At 38.2% G+C, this 13,999-nt stretch carries 15 protein-coding genes and 1 riboswitch; of the genes, 14 read left to right on the top strand and 1 reads right to left on the bottom strand.

Annotated elements, in window-relative coordinates; genetic code table 11:
• Positions 1–111: 111 nt before the first annotated feature.
• Complete coding sequence (locus tag IQ283_RS21200; protein WP_206759497.1) at positions 112–2,301, top strand: FUSC family protein; 2,190 nt, start codon at positions 112–114, stop codon at positions 2,299–2,301.
• 240 nt (positions 2,302–2,541) lie between these two features.
• On the top strand, positions 2,542–3,318 hold the full coding sequence (locus tag IQ283_RS21195; protein ID WP_194222026.1) for a 3-hydroxybutyrate dehydrogenase: 777 nt from the start codon (positions 2,542–2,544) through the stop codon (positions 3,316–3,318).
• Positions 3,319–3,377: 59 nt separating this feature from the next.
• Here the strand turns inward: IQ283_RS21195 and IQ283_RS21190 are convergent, their stop codons facing one another.
• Positions 3,378–4,001: a LysE family translocator gene (locus IQ283_RS21190; protein ID WP_194222025.1), complete on the bottom strand. Its 624-nt coding sequence runs from the start codon at positions 3,999–4,001 to the stop codon at positions 3,378–3,380.
• Between the two features lie 50 nt (positions 4,002–4,051).
• Here IQ283_RS21190 and IQ283_RS21185 point away from each other — a divergent pair, with 50 nt between their 5' ends.
• The 12 genes from IQ283_RS21185 (at position 4,052) to IQ283_RS21130 (ending at position 13,992) form a co-directional block, all read left to right on the top strand.
• Positions 4,052–4,189, top strand: a complete 138-nt coding sequence (locus tag IQ283_RS21185; protein WP_194222024.1) for a hypothetical protein — start codon at positions 4,052–4,054, stop codon at positions 4,187–4,189.
• 65 nt (positions 4,190–4,254) lie between these two features.
• Positions 4,255–4,818 carry a GNAT family N-acetyltransferase gene (locus IQ283_RS21180; RefSeq protein WP_194222023.1) on the top strand — a complete coding sequence of 188 codons (564 nt, stop codon included), beginning with the start codon at positions 4,255–4,257 and terminating at the stop codon, positions 4,816–4,818.
• Positions 4,819–4,915: 97 nt separating this feature from the next.
• A complete protein-coding gene (locus tag IQ283_RS21175) occupies positions 4,916–5,347 on the top strand; it encodes a GNAT family N-acetyltransferase (protein ID WP_194222332.1) in 432 nt (143 codons plus the stop codon).
• Between the two features lie 196 nt (positions 5,348–5,543).
• Positions 5,544–6,008, top strand: a complete 465-nt coding sequence (locus IQ283_RS21170; protein ID WP_194222022.1) for a GNAT family N-acetyltransferase — start codon at positions 5,544–5,546, stop codon at positions 6,006–6,008.
• A 61-nt stretch (positions 6,009–6,069) separates the two neighbouring features.
• Positions 6,070–6,168, top strand: a riboswitch (SAM riboswitch).
• 83 nt (positions 6,169–6,251) lie between these two features.
• Positions 6,252–6,914 (top strand): sulfite oxidase-like oxidoreductase, encoded by a 663-nt coding sequence (locus IQ283_RS21165; protein ID WP_194222331.1) that lies wholly within the window; start codon positions 6,252–6,254, stop codon positions 6,912–6,914.
• A gap of 296 nt (positions 6,915–7,210) precedes the next feature.
• Positions 7,211–8,560, top strand: a complete 1,350-nt coding sequence (locus IQ283_RS21160; protein ID WP_194222330.1) for a copper amine oxidase — start codon at positions 7,211–7,213, stop codon at positions 8,558–8,560.
• A 277-nt stretch (positions 8,561–8,837) separates the two neighbouring features.
• Positions 8,838–10,076, top strand: a complete 1,239-nt coding sequence (locus IQ283_RS21155) for an ABC transporter substrate-binding protein (protein ID WP_194222021.1) — start codon at positions 8,838–8,840, stop codon at positions 10,074–10,076.
• Positions 10,045–10,929, top strand: coding sequence for an ABC transporter permease (locus IQ283_RS21150; RefSeq protein ID WP_194222020.1), 885 nt, complete (start codon positions 10,045–10,047; stop codon positions 10,927–10,929). Before IQ283_RS21155 ends, IQ283_RS21150 begins: the two co-directional genes overlap by 32 nt.
• Positions 10,926–11,744, top strand: a complete 819-nt coding sequence (locus IQ283_RS21145; RefSeq protein WP_194222019.1) for an ABC transporter permease — start codon at positions 10,926–10,928, stop codon at positions 11,742–11,744. The genes IQ283_RS21150 and IQ283_RS21145 overlap by 4 nt, the downstream gene beginning before the upstream one ends.
• Positions 11,745–11,757: 13 nt before the next feature.
• Positions 11,758–12,744 (top strand): ABC transporter ATP-binding protein, encoded by a 987-nt coding sequence (locus IQ283_RS21140; protein WP_194222018.1) that lies wholly within the window; start codon positions 11,758–11,760, stop codon positions 12,742–12,744.
• Positions 12,741–13,397: a TVP38/TMEM64 family protein gene (locus IQ283_RS21135; protein ID WP_194222017.1), complete on the top strand. Its 657-nt coding sequence runs from the start codon at positions 12,741–12,743 to the stop codon at positions 13,395–13,397. The genes IQ283_RS21140 and IQ283_RS21135 overlap by 4 nt, the downstream gene beginning before the upstream one ends.
• 13 nt (positions 13,398–13,410) lie before the next feature.
• Positions 13,411–13,992 (top strand): CDP-alcohol phosphatidyltransferase family protein, encoded by a 582-nt coding sequence (locus tag IQ283_RS21130; protein ID WP_194222016.1) that lies wholly within the window; start codon positions 13,411–13,413, stop codon positions 13,990–13,992.
• Positions 13,993–13,999: the final 7 nt, after the last annotated feature.

Below are 13,999 nucleotides of genomic sequence, written 5' to 3'. Positions count from 1 at the left end.
ATAAAAGCAGAGATGGAATACGCAATGTTGGCAGAATGAATCAAATTTCGCTATTATTAATGTATGTGGACTAAAAACGAGAAATCAATCATACAAAGCTGGTGGTCTCGTTTGGCTGCTACAGACCCCGGCAGGACTAGGTTACATCAAGCAGCAAGAATAACGATTAGCGTTTTTTCTTCCGTCATGACAATGCTGTGGTTGACTACAATACTTGGGATATCATTTACCCCAGCTATTCTTGCTGGGGTGGTAAGTCTTTTATCATTATTGCTTGTGAATGATGACACAGATAAAAAGAAAAAAATCACTGCCCTTTTGTTAGTAATTTCAAGTATTATTTGGCTAACACTTCGAACATTGCTTAGCTCTATTCCATTTGTTACGGATGGTTTGTTTTTACTTGTGATCTTTTTTGCTTACTACTTACAACATTATGGTTTTCGATATTTTGGACTATTTATGATTGCTTTTTTATCAATCTATTTTTCAACCTTATTGAAACTTCAACCATCCGATTTGCTCGGTTTTATCCTCGGAATTGTTGTCGGAGGAGCATACTCGTATCTATATCACTTTATTCTGTTTAGAAATCGTCCTAAAAGACAGCTCAGTCGAAGTATGAAGTCGTTTCATATTCAAACAAATCTTACGCTAGATCTCGTACTTGATGCCATTTCAGATCCGACTCCGAATCGCTATAGAGCCTTGTTATTAAAGCGAGATGTAAGAAAGCTTAATGAGTATGCACAGGTTATTTCAAGCCAATTAACAACAACTGATCCAGGAGAAGTCTGGAGTGGTATAGACGCTGAGCAACTTAGAATGTACGTCTTTGATGCTGAGATGTTAATTGAAACACTTTATCCCGCAGTTAAAAGGATGAAAGAACTTCATGCGCTTGAACATAATGAAGTAAGAAAATTGCTATATAAAGTTGTTGAATCCATTAGAGACGCTGAGGTGTTACGAAGCCACGATATCGTTGGAAACTTAAAGCAAACACAGACCGTTATTGAAGAATTAAAAAATCAGCTGATCGAATTACGAATATCTAATCATCAAAATAAAGATTGGTTATGGTTAATTAGGAGAATAGAGTCGATTGCCAATCATCTTATTGAAAGTTCAAACGAACTCGGAGCTAGACGGATGGCAAATATTGAAGAACAAGTTCGATTAGACGATCCAGAAGAAATAAAGAAAGAAAATGTTCAAGAAAGTGAAAAATCAAATCAACCAAGAGCAGCCACAAAGAAGGCGCTCCAAGCTATCGTAGCAGGCGCAGTGGCTATTTTCTTAGGTTATTTTCTTTCACCTACTCACCAGTACTGGGTTCTCCTCTCTGCATTTGTAGTACTTTTAGGAACGGATACCGTTGGAATGACGTTACAAAAAGCTTTTCAACGGTCACTGGGAACTATTTTCGGCGCGGTTGCAGGTTTTGGCCTGGCGCATCTTCTTGAAGGAAGGCTTGTCTTAGAGTTAATTGCATTATTTTGCTGTATCTTTATGGCATTTTATTTGCTCTCCATTTCGTATGCGATGATGATGTTTTGGATGACAATGCTAATCGCAATTATGTACGATTTTATCCTAGGTGGGATTACAGAACAGATTCTAATAGCTCGCGTGTTTGATACGTTAGCAGGAGCATTCATTGGTTTTCTAGCAGCAGCAGTGATCTATCCTAAAACTACACGTGAAAAGGTTGCAGATACTGCGGAAGATTTTCTTAATAAATTAAATGAGTATGTGTCGGATTATCTTGAATCCTTTTCACATACTGAAAAGAATTTTAATTTTACAAATCAGGCGTTTGGTATTGATGAACAAATGCGAAAAATCGTTGAAGATGCGAGACCGCTTCGTAATCGACCTGCTATTCTTGCCCGATCAGGGATTGAACGCTGGTTAACTGTACTAACAGCGATCAATTATTTTGCTAAACATCTATTGGCTTCGACAAATCGAAATAACCGTTCAACTATCATAGAAGGATCAGAGAACACACTTTTCGAGGTTAATGAAGTGATTAAACATAATGTCCATACATTACTTAAACTATTAAAAGGTGAAACAGGGTTAACGATGTATAGTTTAAATAAAGAAAGAGAGCATATTGAAGGTCTTTCAGAAAAAGTTAAATATGAAGATGTAAATTTGAAAAAGTTTGTAAATGACCTCTATTATATATGGAGAATTAACCAGTCACTTTTGATATTAGGGAAGGAACTTGGCTCAATAAAGAATAAAGAAGCATCTGATCATTTTAATATGAATCGTAACCTGGAGCAGTAACGCACCGGGTTAGTTTTTTGTTGAGCAAAATGTTGATGGGGCGATTGAAATTAAGCTTTCATTCGAATAAACCAGAAATCAATACATCTAAATATAGGCTAACAAATCCTTAATGAAATGACTTGAAGTGGGAGCTATGAAAATAAATCGAAAATGATTAGTTTATTAAAAGTTAGAGCGGGAATAGAGAGAGGTGACAGTATAATTTTAATTAAGGATTGACAATAGGAGGAAATATTCATGGTTAACAACAAGACTGTATTTATTACAGGCGCAGCTAGAGGTATTGGTTTTGAAATTGGTGAAACGTTCGCAGAGAATGGAGCAAAAGTTGTTCTATCTGACATAAATGAAGAAGGAACAGAAGAAGCTGCTCAGAAACTAAGAGATAAAGGTTATAACGCTATTGGTATTAAAGCAGACGTGACAAATGAAGATGAAATTAAACAAGCAATTGACCGTACTATAGAAGAATACGGTCGCTTAGACGTGTTAATAAATAATGCGGGACTTCAGCACGTATCTGCATTAGAAAACTTCCCAACTGAGAAGTTTCGTATGATGCAGGATATTATGCTTACAGCTCCTTTCATAGCAACAAAGCATGTATTTCCAATCATGAAGAAACAAGGATTTGGGCGAATTATTAACATGGCATCTATCAATGGTGTCATCGGTTTCGCAGGGAAAGCGGCTTACAATAGTGCCAAGCATGGGGTCATCGGCCTTACAAAAGTTTCTGCTCTTGAAGGTGCGGAACACGGTATCACAGTAAATGCCATGGCACCAGGATATGTTGATACACCACTCGTAAGAGGACAGATGGAAGATCTAGCGAAAGAACGCGGAGTAGAGCTAGAAAAGGTACTAGAAGAAGTAATCTATCCACTTGTACCACAAAGAAGACTTCTTGAAGTGAAAGAGATAGCTGATTACTCAATGTTTATCGCAAGTGATGCAGCGAAGAGCATTACAGGGCAAGCCCTTCTAATTGATGGTGGCTATACAGCTCAGTAAATTTAGATTTTACTAAAAAAATAAAAAAGCAGCGCCTTCTAATGAGAAGCGCTGCTTTTTTATTGATCGCTAAAGGCTATTTGAAGACCAATTAAAGCAAGCAATAAAGCTTTTGCAAGATTGAATTTTCTAGCTAGAGCATGATTTTCTACGACATAGAATGCGATTTTTCCTGCAAAAAAGCTTATTGCACTAAAGATAAGAAAGGCTTGTAGAATGAAAACCCCTCCTAAAATTAACATTTGAAGAGCGGGTGAATTCGCCTGCTGGTTTACAAAAGGTGGAAGAAGGGCGAGAAAGAATAAAGAGACTTTTGGATTTAAAATATTCATAACAATCCCTTTTCGATATAAAGAAAAATAAGGTCTGCTAGGTTGACTTAGGGGTTTAGCTGCGGATCCGCTATCTTTAAAAGCTTCATATGCCATGAAAAGTAAGTAAGCTGCCCCGCTAAACTTAACAATCGAAAAGGCGAGAGTGGATTGATAAAGGAGGGCAGAAATTCCTAAGGTAGCAGCAGAAATATGAACAAGTAGTCCTGAACAGAGGCCAAGAGAAGTGGCGATACCAGCCTGTTTGTTCTGTGTGATGCTTTGAGCAAGAACAAATAAATTGTCAGGTCCTGGCATGACGGTTAGAAGAACAGCAGCAAGAAGGAATGATAGTATAATTGTAATATCCAATAGATCTCACCTTTCAAAACTATTTTCTCAAGTATATAGGAGGAATGAAAATGTATAAAGGCTTGTTCAAAGGTGCGAATGAATATTATGCGGAATATCGAAAACCATATCCTCGTGAAGTGATCCGTCAATTCGTCTCTCGATTTCAATTAGATGGTAGCGGGACATTGGCCGGAAAAGAGCAATAACTTGACAGGTTTCTCATTAATGATATAATTCTGACATCTTTTAGTGTTGTTGGAGGAATAGTTCCATGGAACCCATTTTACTTGATATACCAAATAAATTTAGCACTGACCGTTTACATATACGTTCTCCACTACCTGGGGATGGTGTTTCGGTTCATCAATCAATTGATGCCTCGTTAGAAGAGCTTAAACCCTGGATGCCTTTCGCACATATAGATCAAACGGAAGAAGATGTTGAAGCGAATATCCGCGAATCTCACGTAGCGTTTTTAAAGCGGGAGGATCTTCGACTATTACTCTTCCATAAACAGACGGGTGATTTTATCGGTTCCTCAGGGTTACATCGAATAGATTGGAACGTTCGTAAATTTGAAATCGGTTATTGGATTGATTCTAGATACGCTGGTCAAGGCTATATGTCTGAAGCGGTCCAAGGCATTGTAGATTACGCCTTTTCAGAGCTTAACGCTAGAAGGCTAGAAATTCGTTGCAATGCGACAAATTGGCGAAGTCGGCGAATTGCCGAGAAACAATCGTTTCAACTTGAGGCTATTTTACGAAACGACCATGTCTCAATTGATGGCAGTAAACTAACTGATACATGCGTCTATGCTTTAACAAAAAAATAAATTTGGTAAGAATATGCATCTTACTTATGGGAGGAATAAGGTTCTTGCATCAAGAATAAACGAGTAATGAATGATTTTGATGATGGAGGGAAACTATGTGATCGAACGAGCGACGATAGAAGAAAGAGATTTTATTTTGTCGAATTCCATTCAATCTGTTAATGAAGGAACGACAAATCCTGGTATCGTAAAAGAAGAGAAAGCACTTGAAATTGTATCATCCATTCTTGATCGAGGTGGTTACCACCTCATTTATCGCGACGAAGGGGAAATTGCTGGCTGGGTATTACTTGGAGAAAACACGGATTATTTTACAGAAAGCAAGCATGGGTTCATTTATGATGTATTTGTTTTTCCAAAGTTTCGTGGGAAAGGGTATTCTAAGCAGCTCGTTCAAGCGAGTATTGAAAACTTCAAAGAACAGGGGTATGAGGAAATTCGTTTGAATGTGTATTCCTCTAACTTCGCGAAATACATTTATAAAGACATTGGATTTCGAGAACTTCAAACGATCATGGTTTATAAATAGTTGTCCAGCTTCTTTTCATTTATTAAAAGAATGTGAAAAACAACTCATAATCAATCATCATGCCCTTGGAACTTGCTACACTATTTTTGCAGGGACTTCCCCGGTTCCTGCCCCCCTTAAAATATAAAGTGTGAGCCCCATGCATTTCCCAGCATGGGGCTTTTCCTTTTCAATCACACAGAAATGAGGGAGAGTATTGGTATATCAATTTAAGTTAATAAGTCAAGAAGAAGTCGAGCGAATTATCTCGTGGAACTATGATGGGGTATACTCATTTTATAATATGGACGAGGATCTTGAAGATCTGAAAGAGTTCCGGGAAGATGCAGCCAGCAATGAAAATTATTGGAGCGTCTACCAAAGGGATCATCTTATTGGTTTTTTTAGTTTTCATGAGCATGAAGACAACCATATAGAAATTGGTCTAGGAATGTGTCCCGATAATGTTGGAAAAGGAGAAGGCTTTTCTTTTTTGGAGGCTGGCCTTCAAAAAGCAGTTGAATTGTATCGTCCAACTTCTTTTGGAATGGCAGTAGCTGAATTTAATAAACGAGCCATAAAAGTGTATCAAAGGGCTGGATTTCAAATCACTCATCTGTTTATGCAACAAACCAATGGGCGAGAATTTCAATTTGTTGAAATGAAGAAAAACCTCGTTTAAAACAATAATTGCAAAATACTAAATAGACCGATAGAATGAATCAAAATTACATTTTTTAATTTCCTTATTGAGAGAGGCGGAGGGACTGGCCCTTTGATGCCCGGCAACCTGATAGACAAGGTGCCAAATCCAGCAGAGTCTATGCTCTGAGAGATAAGGAAGAGCTCTGAAGCGAACTCTTCCTTATTAGTTAGGAAGAGTTTTTTAGACGATTCAATAAATGAGAGACGGGTTGTGAAGGATTTGAAAAAAGCTGACCGTATTCGCAAAATGAAAGTTCCAGATGCAAGTGAAATGTATGGTGATCGTCTGCCACCGGGGCAAGTACTTACAGAAAGGTTCCCTATTCTACATGAAGGTGATGTACCTGTGTATGAGATGTCGACATGGAACCTAAGTGTATTTGGAGAAATTGATAAGGAAGTGATCATTTCCTATAGCGACATACTTGCCTTACCACAGAAGAAAGTAAAGTGTGATATTCACTGTGTCACAAGGTGGTCTAGGTTTGATAATACTTTTGAAGGGGTTTTGATTAAGGATTTTATGAACGCATATGGGATAGTACCGAAAACGAACCATGTTATGCTACATGGTGACCATAACTATACAACGAATATTCACCTCACTGACTTAATGAGAGATGATGTTATTCTTGCCCACTCAGTTGATGGAGAGAAATTAACGGCAAAACACGGATGGCCTCTCAGGTTAGTTGTACCGCATCTTTACTTCTGGAAAAGTATTAAATGGATCAGAGGTATAGAATTTATCAATGAAGACAAACCTGGTTTTTGGGAACAAAACGGATTTCATAACCATGCCGATCCATTTAAAGAAGAAAGGTTTTCTGGAGAGGATTTGGGACTACCGGAAGATGAATGGGAGAAAAAAGAGTTTGATTAATTTTTCTTAAAAAAGCGGGCGTGATTAACACATATAGAATTGATTGAGGAAAAGGTAGTTTATTATCACATTCTAAATATCATCATATCTATAAAAAATAGTTAAAACTTGAAAGTCAGCAGAACCTTAGTATGTGTGGGTTTTGCTGACTTTTTATTCTCTCGTAATTAAAAAAAGAGAAGAATTTTAAAAAAGAATGATCCAAATGGATCTTCTCTCCGTTAGCTAAGTGTAAATCAAAATTAAGGGGAGTGGATTTGAAAATGAATACGAACAAGAATATGAAAAAGAAAGTGATCGATTGGAAAAAGGGACTATTAATTGTTCCGCTTAGCTTTTCACTTTTAATACCAACTGCTGGAGCATTTGCCTCTGACCACGACCAGCAAATGGACAAGCCTACAGTAGAAACACCAGGTGCTGATCTTCGTGCTGATCTTGGCCATTTACTAAGTGAGCATGCTTATCTTGCAGTAGAAACAATGAGAAAAGGAGCTGAAGGTTCTGCAGATTTTGAAGCTTCTGCTGGTGCCTTAAGTGAAAACACGGAAGACCTTACAGCTGCGATTACATCCGTTTATGGTGAAGAAGCAGGAGCTGAATTTAATGAAATTTGGAGCAATCATATCGGTTTCTTCGTTGACTATGTGAAAGCAACAGGTAATGAAGATGAAGATGCAAAACAAAAAGCTTTAGATAGCTTAGATGGTTATAAAGAAGATTTCTCTAATTTCTTGGAAAATGCAACAGGAGAACGACTTCAAGCTGAAACATTGTCTGAAGGACTTCAAGCTCACATTAATCAGTTGATTGGTTCATTTGATAGCTATGTAGCAGGTGATTATGAGATGGCTTACGAGAAAGAACGTGAAGCGATTGCTCACATGCAAATGGTGGCTAAAGGATTCTCTGGTGCCATTACTGATCAGTTCCCAGACAAGTTCGAGAACACAAAAGCCGTAACACCAGCATCTGATCTTCGTGCAACATTAGGTCATTTATTATCTGAACATGCTGGTCTTGCAATGATGACAATGCAGAACGGAATCGACGGATCAGAAGACTTTGATGCATCTGCAGCTGCACTAAGCGAGAATACGGATGATCTAGCTGCTGCGATAACTTCTGTATATGGTGAAGAAGCAGGAAATCAATTTAAAGAAATGTGGTCTGGACATATCGGTAACTTTGTAGAATATGTTCAAGCGACAGGAGCTGAAGATGAAGCTGCTCAAGAAAAAGCACTAAAAGCGCTGGAAGACTATCGTGCAGACTTCTCAAGTTTTCTTGAAACAGCAACTGAAGGTAGATTAGAAGCGGGACCATTATCTGAAGGGTTACAAATGCATGTGAATCAATTAATATCTGCGTTTGATAGCTACACTACGGAAGACTACGATGCAGCTTATGATTCGGTTCGTGAAGCTTATGCTCATATGTATAAGCCGGCAAAGGGACTTTCTGGTGCTTTCGTAAACCAATTCCCGGACAAATTCGCTATGGAAGCTATGCCAACTGATATGCCTAAAACAGGTATGGGTGGTACAGCTGAACAGCAAATGCCAATCGAATGGATTGTTGCAGCCATTCTTGCAACTATGGCTGCAACTGGCGTAATTGTTCGTAGAAAAATGCAGAAAAGCTAAGGGAATAGATGATAGGGTAGCCTAACATACCCGCTAGAAAAGCAATAGCCAAAGTGGCTATTGCTTTTCTTCGTGAAAAGGACGATGAACTTGCCGTACTTACGCTATAGGAAATGGTTTTAATAAAGTTTGAGATGTAAGGAGCGTTACAGCATCATGTTTTTAAAAAAGGTATACTGATAATGGGAAAATAGATGATGTCTGACTATGAAACACAATCAAGTTCGTCAAATATGTCTTTCAGTTGCTAGGATAGTTTATATGAGGGGGAAACTAGATGAAGCGAAAGTTTACATTTATTTTCGCAACGCTACTTTTTATTGTTGCATGTGGGAATAGTGAAACCAATGAAACTGGTAAAACAGAGGTGTTATCAAAGGAGTGGGATGAAATCGTATCCTCTTCTAATGGAACAGAGGTAAATCTCTATATGTGGGGAGGAGATGAAGGCATTAATCAGTACATTGATGAATGGGCAGCACCAAGATTAAAAGAGGAGCATGATATTACGCTTAATCGTCAGCCGATGAATACCGAAGAATTTATGCAAAAACTTTTAACAGAGAAAAAAGCAAATAAAAACAAAGGTACAATTGATGTCATATGGATCAATGGCGCAAACTTCAAAAATGCTAAGAATGCTGATTTATTACTAGGTTCTTTCTCAAAGAAGCTGCCTCATTTTCAAGAATACATTGGATCAAAGGATCAGAATGCTGAATATGATCAAGGGACGGAAATTGATGGATTAGAAGCTCCGTGGGGAAATGTTCAATATGTTTTTCATTACGATTCGAGCAAGATCGATACACCTCCAAGTACACTTGAGGAGTTAAAGCAGTGGATTCACGATAATCCTGGGAAGTTTACGTATCCTAACGTTTCGGATTTTACTGGTAATACGTTCGTGAAACACCTACTAATAAAAGGTGCAGGCGAAGAGTCGGGTCTTCTGGCAGAGGAATTTAACAAAGAGATTATTAAAGATTCCGAAGAATACGTGTGGAACTATCTTGATGATATAAAGTCTGATCTTTGGCGTAATGGTGAAACTTATCCTGAATCATTGACTAAACTTGATACGCTTTATAGTCAGGGGGAAATCCTAATGACTATGGGCTTTAACGAAGCAAGAGCAGAAAGTTTAATTGAAAATGGGACGTTTCCTGAAAGCACGAAGTCATTTGTTCTAAAAGATCCTGGATCGGTTTCAAATACACACTATCTCAGTATTCCATTTAATAGTCCGAATCCAGAGGGAGCTATGACAGTTATTGATTTTCTTGAATCGCCAGAAGCTCAAATAGCTAAAATGGATCCTACAATGTGGGGGGAAGGTACGGTATTAAATTTCGATAAATTGAGTGAAGAGGATCAGAAGATTATTGGAAACCTTGACCGGGGAGAAAGCGTACTTTCCACAGAGGTTTTAAATGAATATAAGCTACCAGACTTAGATACAGGTTACACGGAGTGGATTAATAATGAATGGGCGAATCGGGTTATTGAGCAATAAGTGGAAATTACGTTTATATTTATTACCTGCGATTGCGGTCACATTGCTACTTGTAGGGCATGGAATGTGGTCAGCGGTAGCTCAAAGTTTTCAAACAATAGATGGGGAATGGACTATTGCAACATACGCGGAACTTTTTAGTAATCATGCTTTTTTTCATTCCCTTAAATTAACGTTTCGAGTTGCCGTCCTGTCCACTTTACTATCGTTAGTGATAGGATTAGTAATGACTAGAATGTTATATGAGTTATTTAAAGATTCAACGTTGAAGATACTTGTATGGATACCGATGTTAATTCCGCATTTTGTTGCAGGTTATTTAGTATTTTTGTTTTTCTCGCAAAGTGGACTGTTCTCTTCTCTACTTTATCAAGTGGGAGTATTAGAGAGTCGAGGGAATTTTCCAGTTCTTGTTCAAGAGAAATTTGGGTTGGGGATCATTTTAACATATATCTGGAAGGAAGTTCCTTTTGTAATTCTCATGCTGTTGCCTGTTTATTATGAGATCGATCATCGCTATTCTGAAGTCGTTCGAACGCTAGGTGGAAGTAAGTGGGATGTTTTTAAAACAGTTGAACTACCCTGGATACTCCCGATTCTCATCGAAACAGCAGTAATCTTATTAGCATTTGTCGCTTCTGCGTTTGAAATCCCATATTTATTAGGTGTTACACGACCAGAAATGTTACCAGTTAGAGCGTACGAATGGTTTTATGATGGGGATTGGAGCAAGCGACCACTTGCATTTTCTGCTATGCTTCTTCCAGGTGTGCTCGCCCTTCTTCTTGCGACCTTTTCAATCGGAGCTGTGCAAAAACATAGGCTTAGAATGATAAAGGGGAGAAACAGATGAGGTTATTTTTGAAGCGTTTAGGGAAAAGAGAGTTAGCAACTAGTTTCGTGTTTGTTTTGTTTATTATTTTATTCATCCTACCTTTTGTAACAATAGGAATGAAAAGCGTCTCCGAAGGGTGGAGGTGGCCTGCGTTATTTCCAAACGAACTAAGTTTGGATGCGTGGCGTAGCATTATGAAAGATCCTTCATTAATCGAATCAATTGTTACAACGTTCAAGATTGCTCTTCTAGTTGTAATATTAAATATTTTGCTCGCAATACCAGCGGCCAGGGCTCTTTCTCACTATACGTTTAAAGGAAAATCCATTATTGAGGGACTATTGCTATCCCCTATTTTAATACCTGGCATTTTACTCGCAATGGGGCTTCAATTTACGATGATACAATTTGACTTAGCAGATAAGATGATAGGCGTTGTCATTGTCCATTTGATTCCTACGCTACCTTATGCCATTCGTGTCATGAGGGCAGGCTATGAGAGAATGGGAAGTAGTCTAAATGAGCAGGCTGCTGTACTAGGAGCCGGTCCGTTGACGCGCTTTTTGACAGTAGCCCTACCTTTATTACTTCCAAGTATTCGAAGCTTAATGTTATTAACTTTTGTTATATCTTTAGGACAATATGCGCTTACAGCTATTATTGGGGGAGGTACAGTGATCACCCTCCCATTATTATATTATCCCTATTTTTCAAGTTCGAATGAAGCAGTTATTGCAGGATTTTCAATACTTTTTGCTTTGCTTCCCCTTCTATTTATTGGCCTGGTGGAAGTTATGTTGAGGCTGGTTATTCGAGCTGTTAATCGCGTTTGAAAGGAAGATTGTTTTGAACCAGCTATTGCAATGCAGAAACCTTCATAAGAAATTTTCAAATACATCCATCTTGCAGAACCTTTCGTTTCATTTAGAAGAAGGTGAGCATTTTACAGTAGTAGGACCATCAGGATGCGGTAAGAGTACACTCCTCAGGTGTATTGCTGGTTTGGAAGCACTAAATGAAGGAGACATTTACTTAAGAGAAAAATCAATTGTAAGGCTGAAACCAGAAGATCGTTCGGTCGTTTTGATGTTTCAGGATTCATTATTATTTCCTCATTTAACAGTACTAGAAAACGTAACTTATGGTTTGAAAAGAAAAAAAGTATCAAAAAACGAACGCGTTAGGCAAGCTGAACAAATGTTAAATAAAGTAAAGCTGTCTAAATGGAAAGATACCTTTCCTCATGAATTATCAGGTGGTCAAAAGCAGAGAGTATCACTTGCAAGAGCGCTTGTGCTGAAACCAGATCTTCTTTTATTAGATGAGCCGTTTAGTTCACTTGATGCTGCACTACGAGAATCACTTCGTAGTGAGGTGAAGGATTTATTAAGAGAAGAAGGGATTACTTCACTGTTTATTACTCACGACCGTGACGAAGCTATCGAAATGGGTGATAGGCTTGCTGTTATGTATGAGGGGAGATTCATCCAAATCGGTCATCCTTATGATGTTGTCACGAATCCTTCATCTATGGAGAGCGCTAAAATTATTGGAGAAGGATTAGCTCTAGAAGAAGGGTTTATTCCGCTTAGTAAATTAAAAGCCATTTCTGTGCAAGATAAACAAAGTAACCAGGATTGTACGTTTGTTTTAGGAAAGGTAAGCGCGGTTACAGTAAAAAACAACATAGAATGCTATCGTATAACCTGGGAACAGGGAAGTATTCTTGTCATGTCAGACAGTCGTTTAGTTGCGGGTCAAGAAGTTCTATTAAGTGCTAAGAGGGAAGACATGAAAGAATATTCCAAAGATCAATGGGGTCTTGCCCAATGACTGTTAAAACACTTCTAAAAGGATTATCGTTGACGGCACTTATCATTGTTATTTACTTACTTAATCAATATGTATTTGATTTTAGACCCTCTCACATTCGTGGTTGGATTTCATCATTCGGCTTTTATGCTCCGCTCATTTTCTTGCTTATTTGTATTGGTAGACCCTTTGTGCTCTTTCCCACATCGATCATTTCGATCAGTGGTGGCTTAGTATTCGGGCCTCTACTTGGTACAGTTCTAGCGGTGGTAGGTGGTTCAACAGGAGCTCTTCTTTTCTTTTCATTAGCAAGAAAATTAGGAATGAACATTCTACCGAAATCATGGAAGCGGAAGGGAGAAAACCTTGAGAAACGATTATCAGAAAAGGGTTTTCTTTATGTACTCTTGTTACGTCTCGTTCCTTTTCTTCATTTTGATTTAGTTAGCTATGTTTGTGGGGTTTCTAATGTGAATCGGAGGAAATACTATTTAGCAACGCTGCTGGGGATGTTACCAGGTGCCATTGCATTGAATTTTCTGGGGGCAAGTTTTTTATCAAATAATTTATCATCGGTCATTATTGCTGCTGCCGTATTACTACTATTACTTATCGTAAGTCTATATATTCGCAGAAAAGCATTCGGACCTTCTGTTGAAGAAGAACTGAAATAAGGACGGTGCTGTCGTGCTTGACACTCATGCAAGGAAATATGTTCAGCCTCTAATGGATCGCACCTCAGAATCGCTGCTTCGATTAGGTCTTACAGCTAATCAAGTAACGGTTATTTCATTCATTATTGGCATTTCATCGGGGATATTTATTTATTTTGATTATTACGTTTGGGCGGTTATCGTTTTATGGGCTTCTGGTTTTCTTGATGCTGTTGATGGAACAATGGCACGTAAAACAAAGCCATCTGCTTTTGGCACCGTATTGGATGTGAGTTTTGATCGCGTTGTTGAAATTAGTGTCATATTAGGGCTTGCTTTTCGGTTTCCTGAAGCGATGTGGGCCTTGTTATTATTAAGTACTTCCATCATTTTTGCCATGACGATCTTCCTTACAGTAGGTGCTGTGTCAGAGAAAAAAGGCATCAAATCATTCTATTATCAAGCGGGAGCTGCGGAGAGAACAGAAGGTTTTCTTCTCTTTACAGCAATGATTTTGTTTCACAACTTTTTAGTTATCTTGACACTAGCGTTTGTAGCAATTGAACTATTCACTGCTTTTCAAAGACTAGCAGAAGCCAAAAGGATATTAGCATAGAGGAGAT

This window comes from Pseudalkalibacillus hwajinpoensis (assembly GCF_015234585.1).
Lineage (GTDB): Bacteria > Bacillota > Bacilli > Bacillales > Guptibacillaceae > Guptibacillus > Guptibacillus hwajinpoensis_B.
Note: the sequence above shows the minus strand (reverse complement) of the source record. Positions and strands in the feature narration are given on the sequence as shown.

Coding starts and splice junctions, on each gene's coding strand:
- IQ283_RS21145 (WP_194222019.1), top strand. CDS start 10,926: ATGAGGTTATTTTTGAAGCGTTTAGGGAAAAGAGAGTTAGCAACTAGT.
- IQ283_RS21150 (WP_194222020.1), top strand. CDS start 10,045: ATGAATGGGCGAATCGGGTTATTGAGCAATAAGTGGAAATTACGTTTA.
- IQ283_RS21195 (WP_194222026.1), top strand. CDS start 2,542: ATGGTTAACAACAAGACTGTATTTATTACAGGCGCAGCTAGAGGTATT.
- IQ283_RS21180 (WP_194222023.1), top strand. CDS start 4,255: ATGGAACCCATTTTACTTGATATACCAAATAAATTTAGCACTGACCGT.
- IQ283_RS21155 (WP_194222021.1), top strand. CDS start 8,838: ATGAAGCGAAAGTTTACATTTATTTTCGCAACGCTACTTTTTATTGTT.
- IQ283_RS21135 (WP_194222017.1), top strand. CDS start 12,741: ATGACTGTTAAAACACTTCTAAAAGGATTATCGTTGACGGCACTTATC.
- IQ283_RS21185 (WP_194222024.1), top strand. CDS start 4,052: ATGTATAAAGGCTTGTTCAAAGGTGCGAATGAATATTATGCGGAATAT.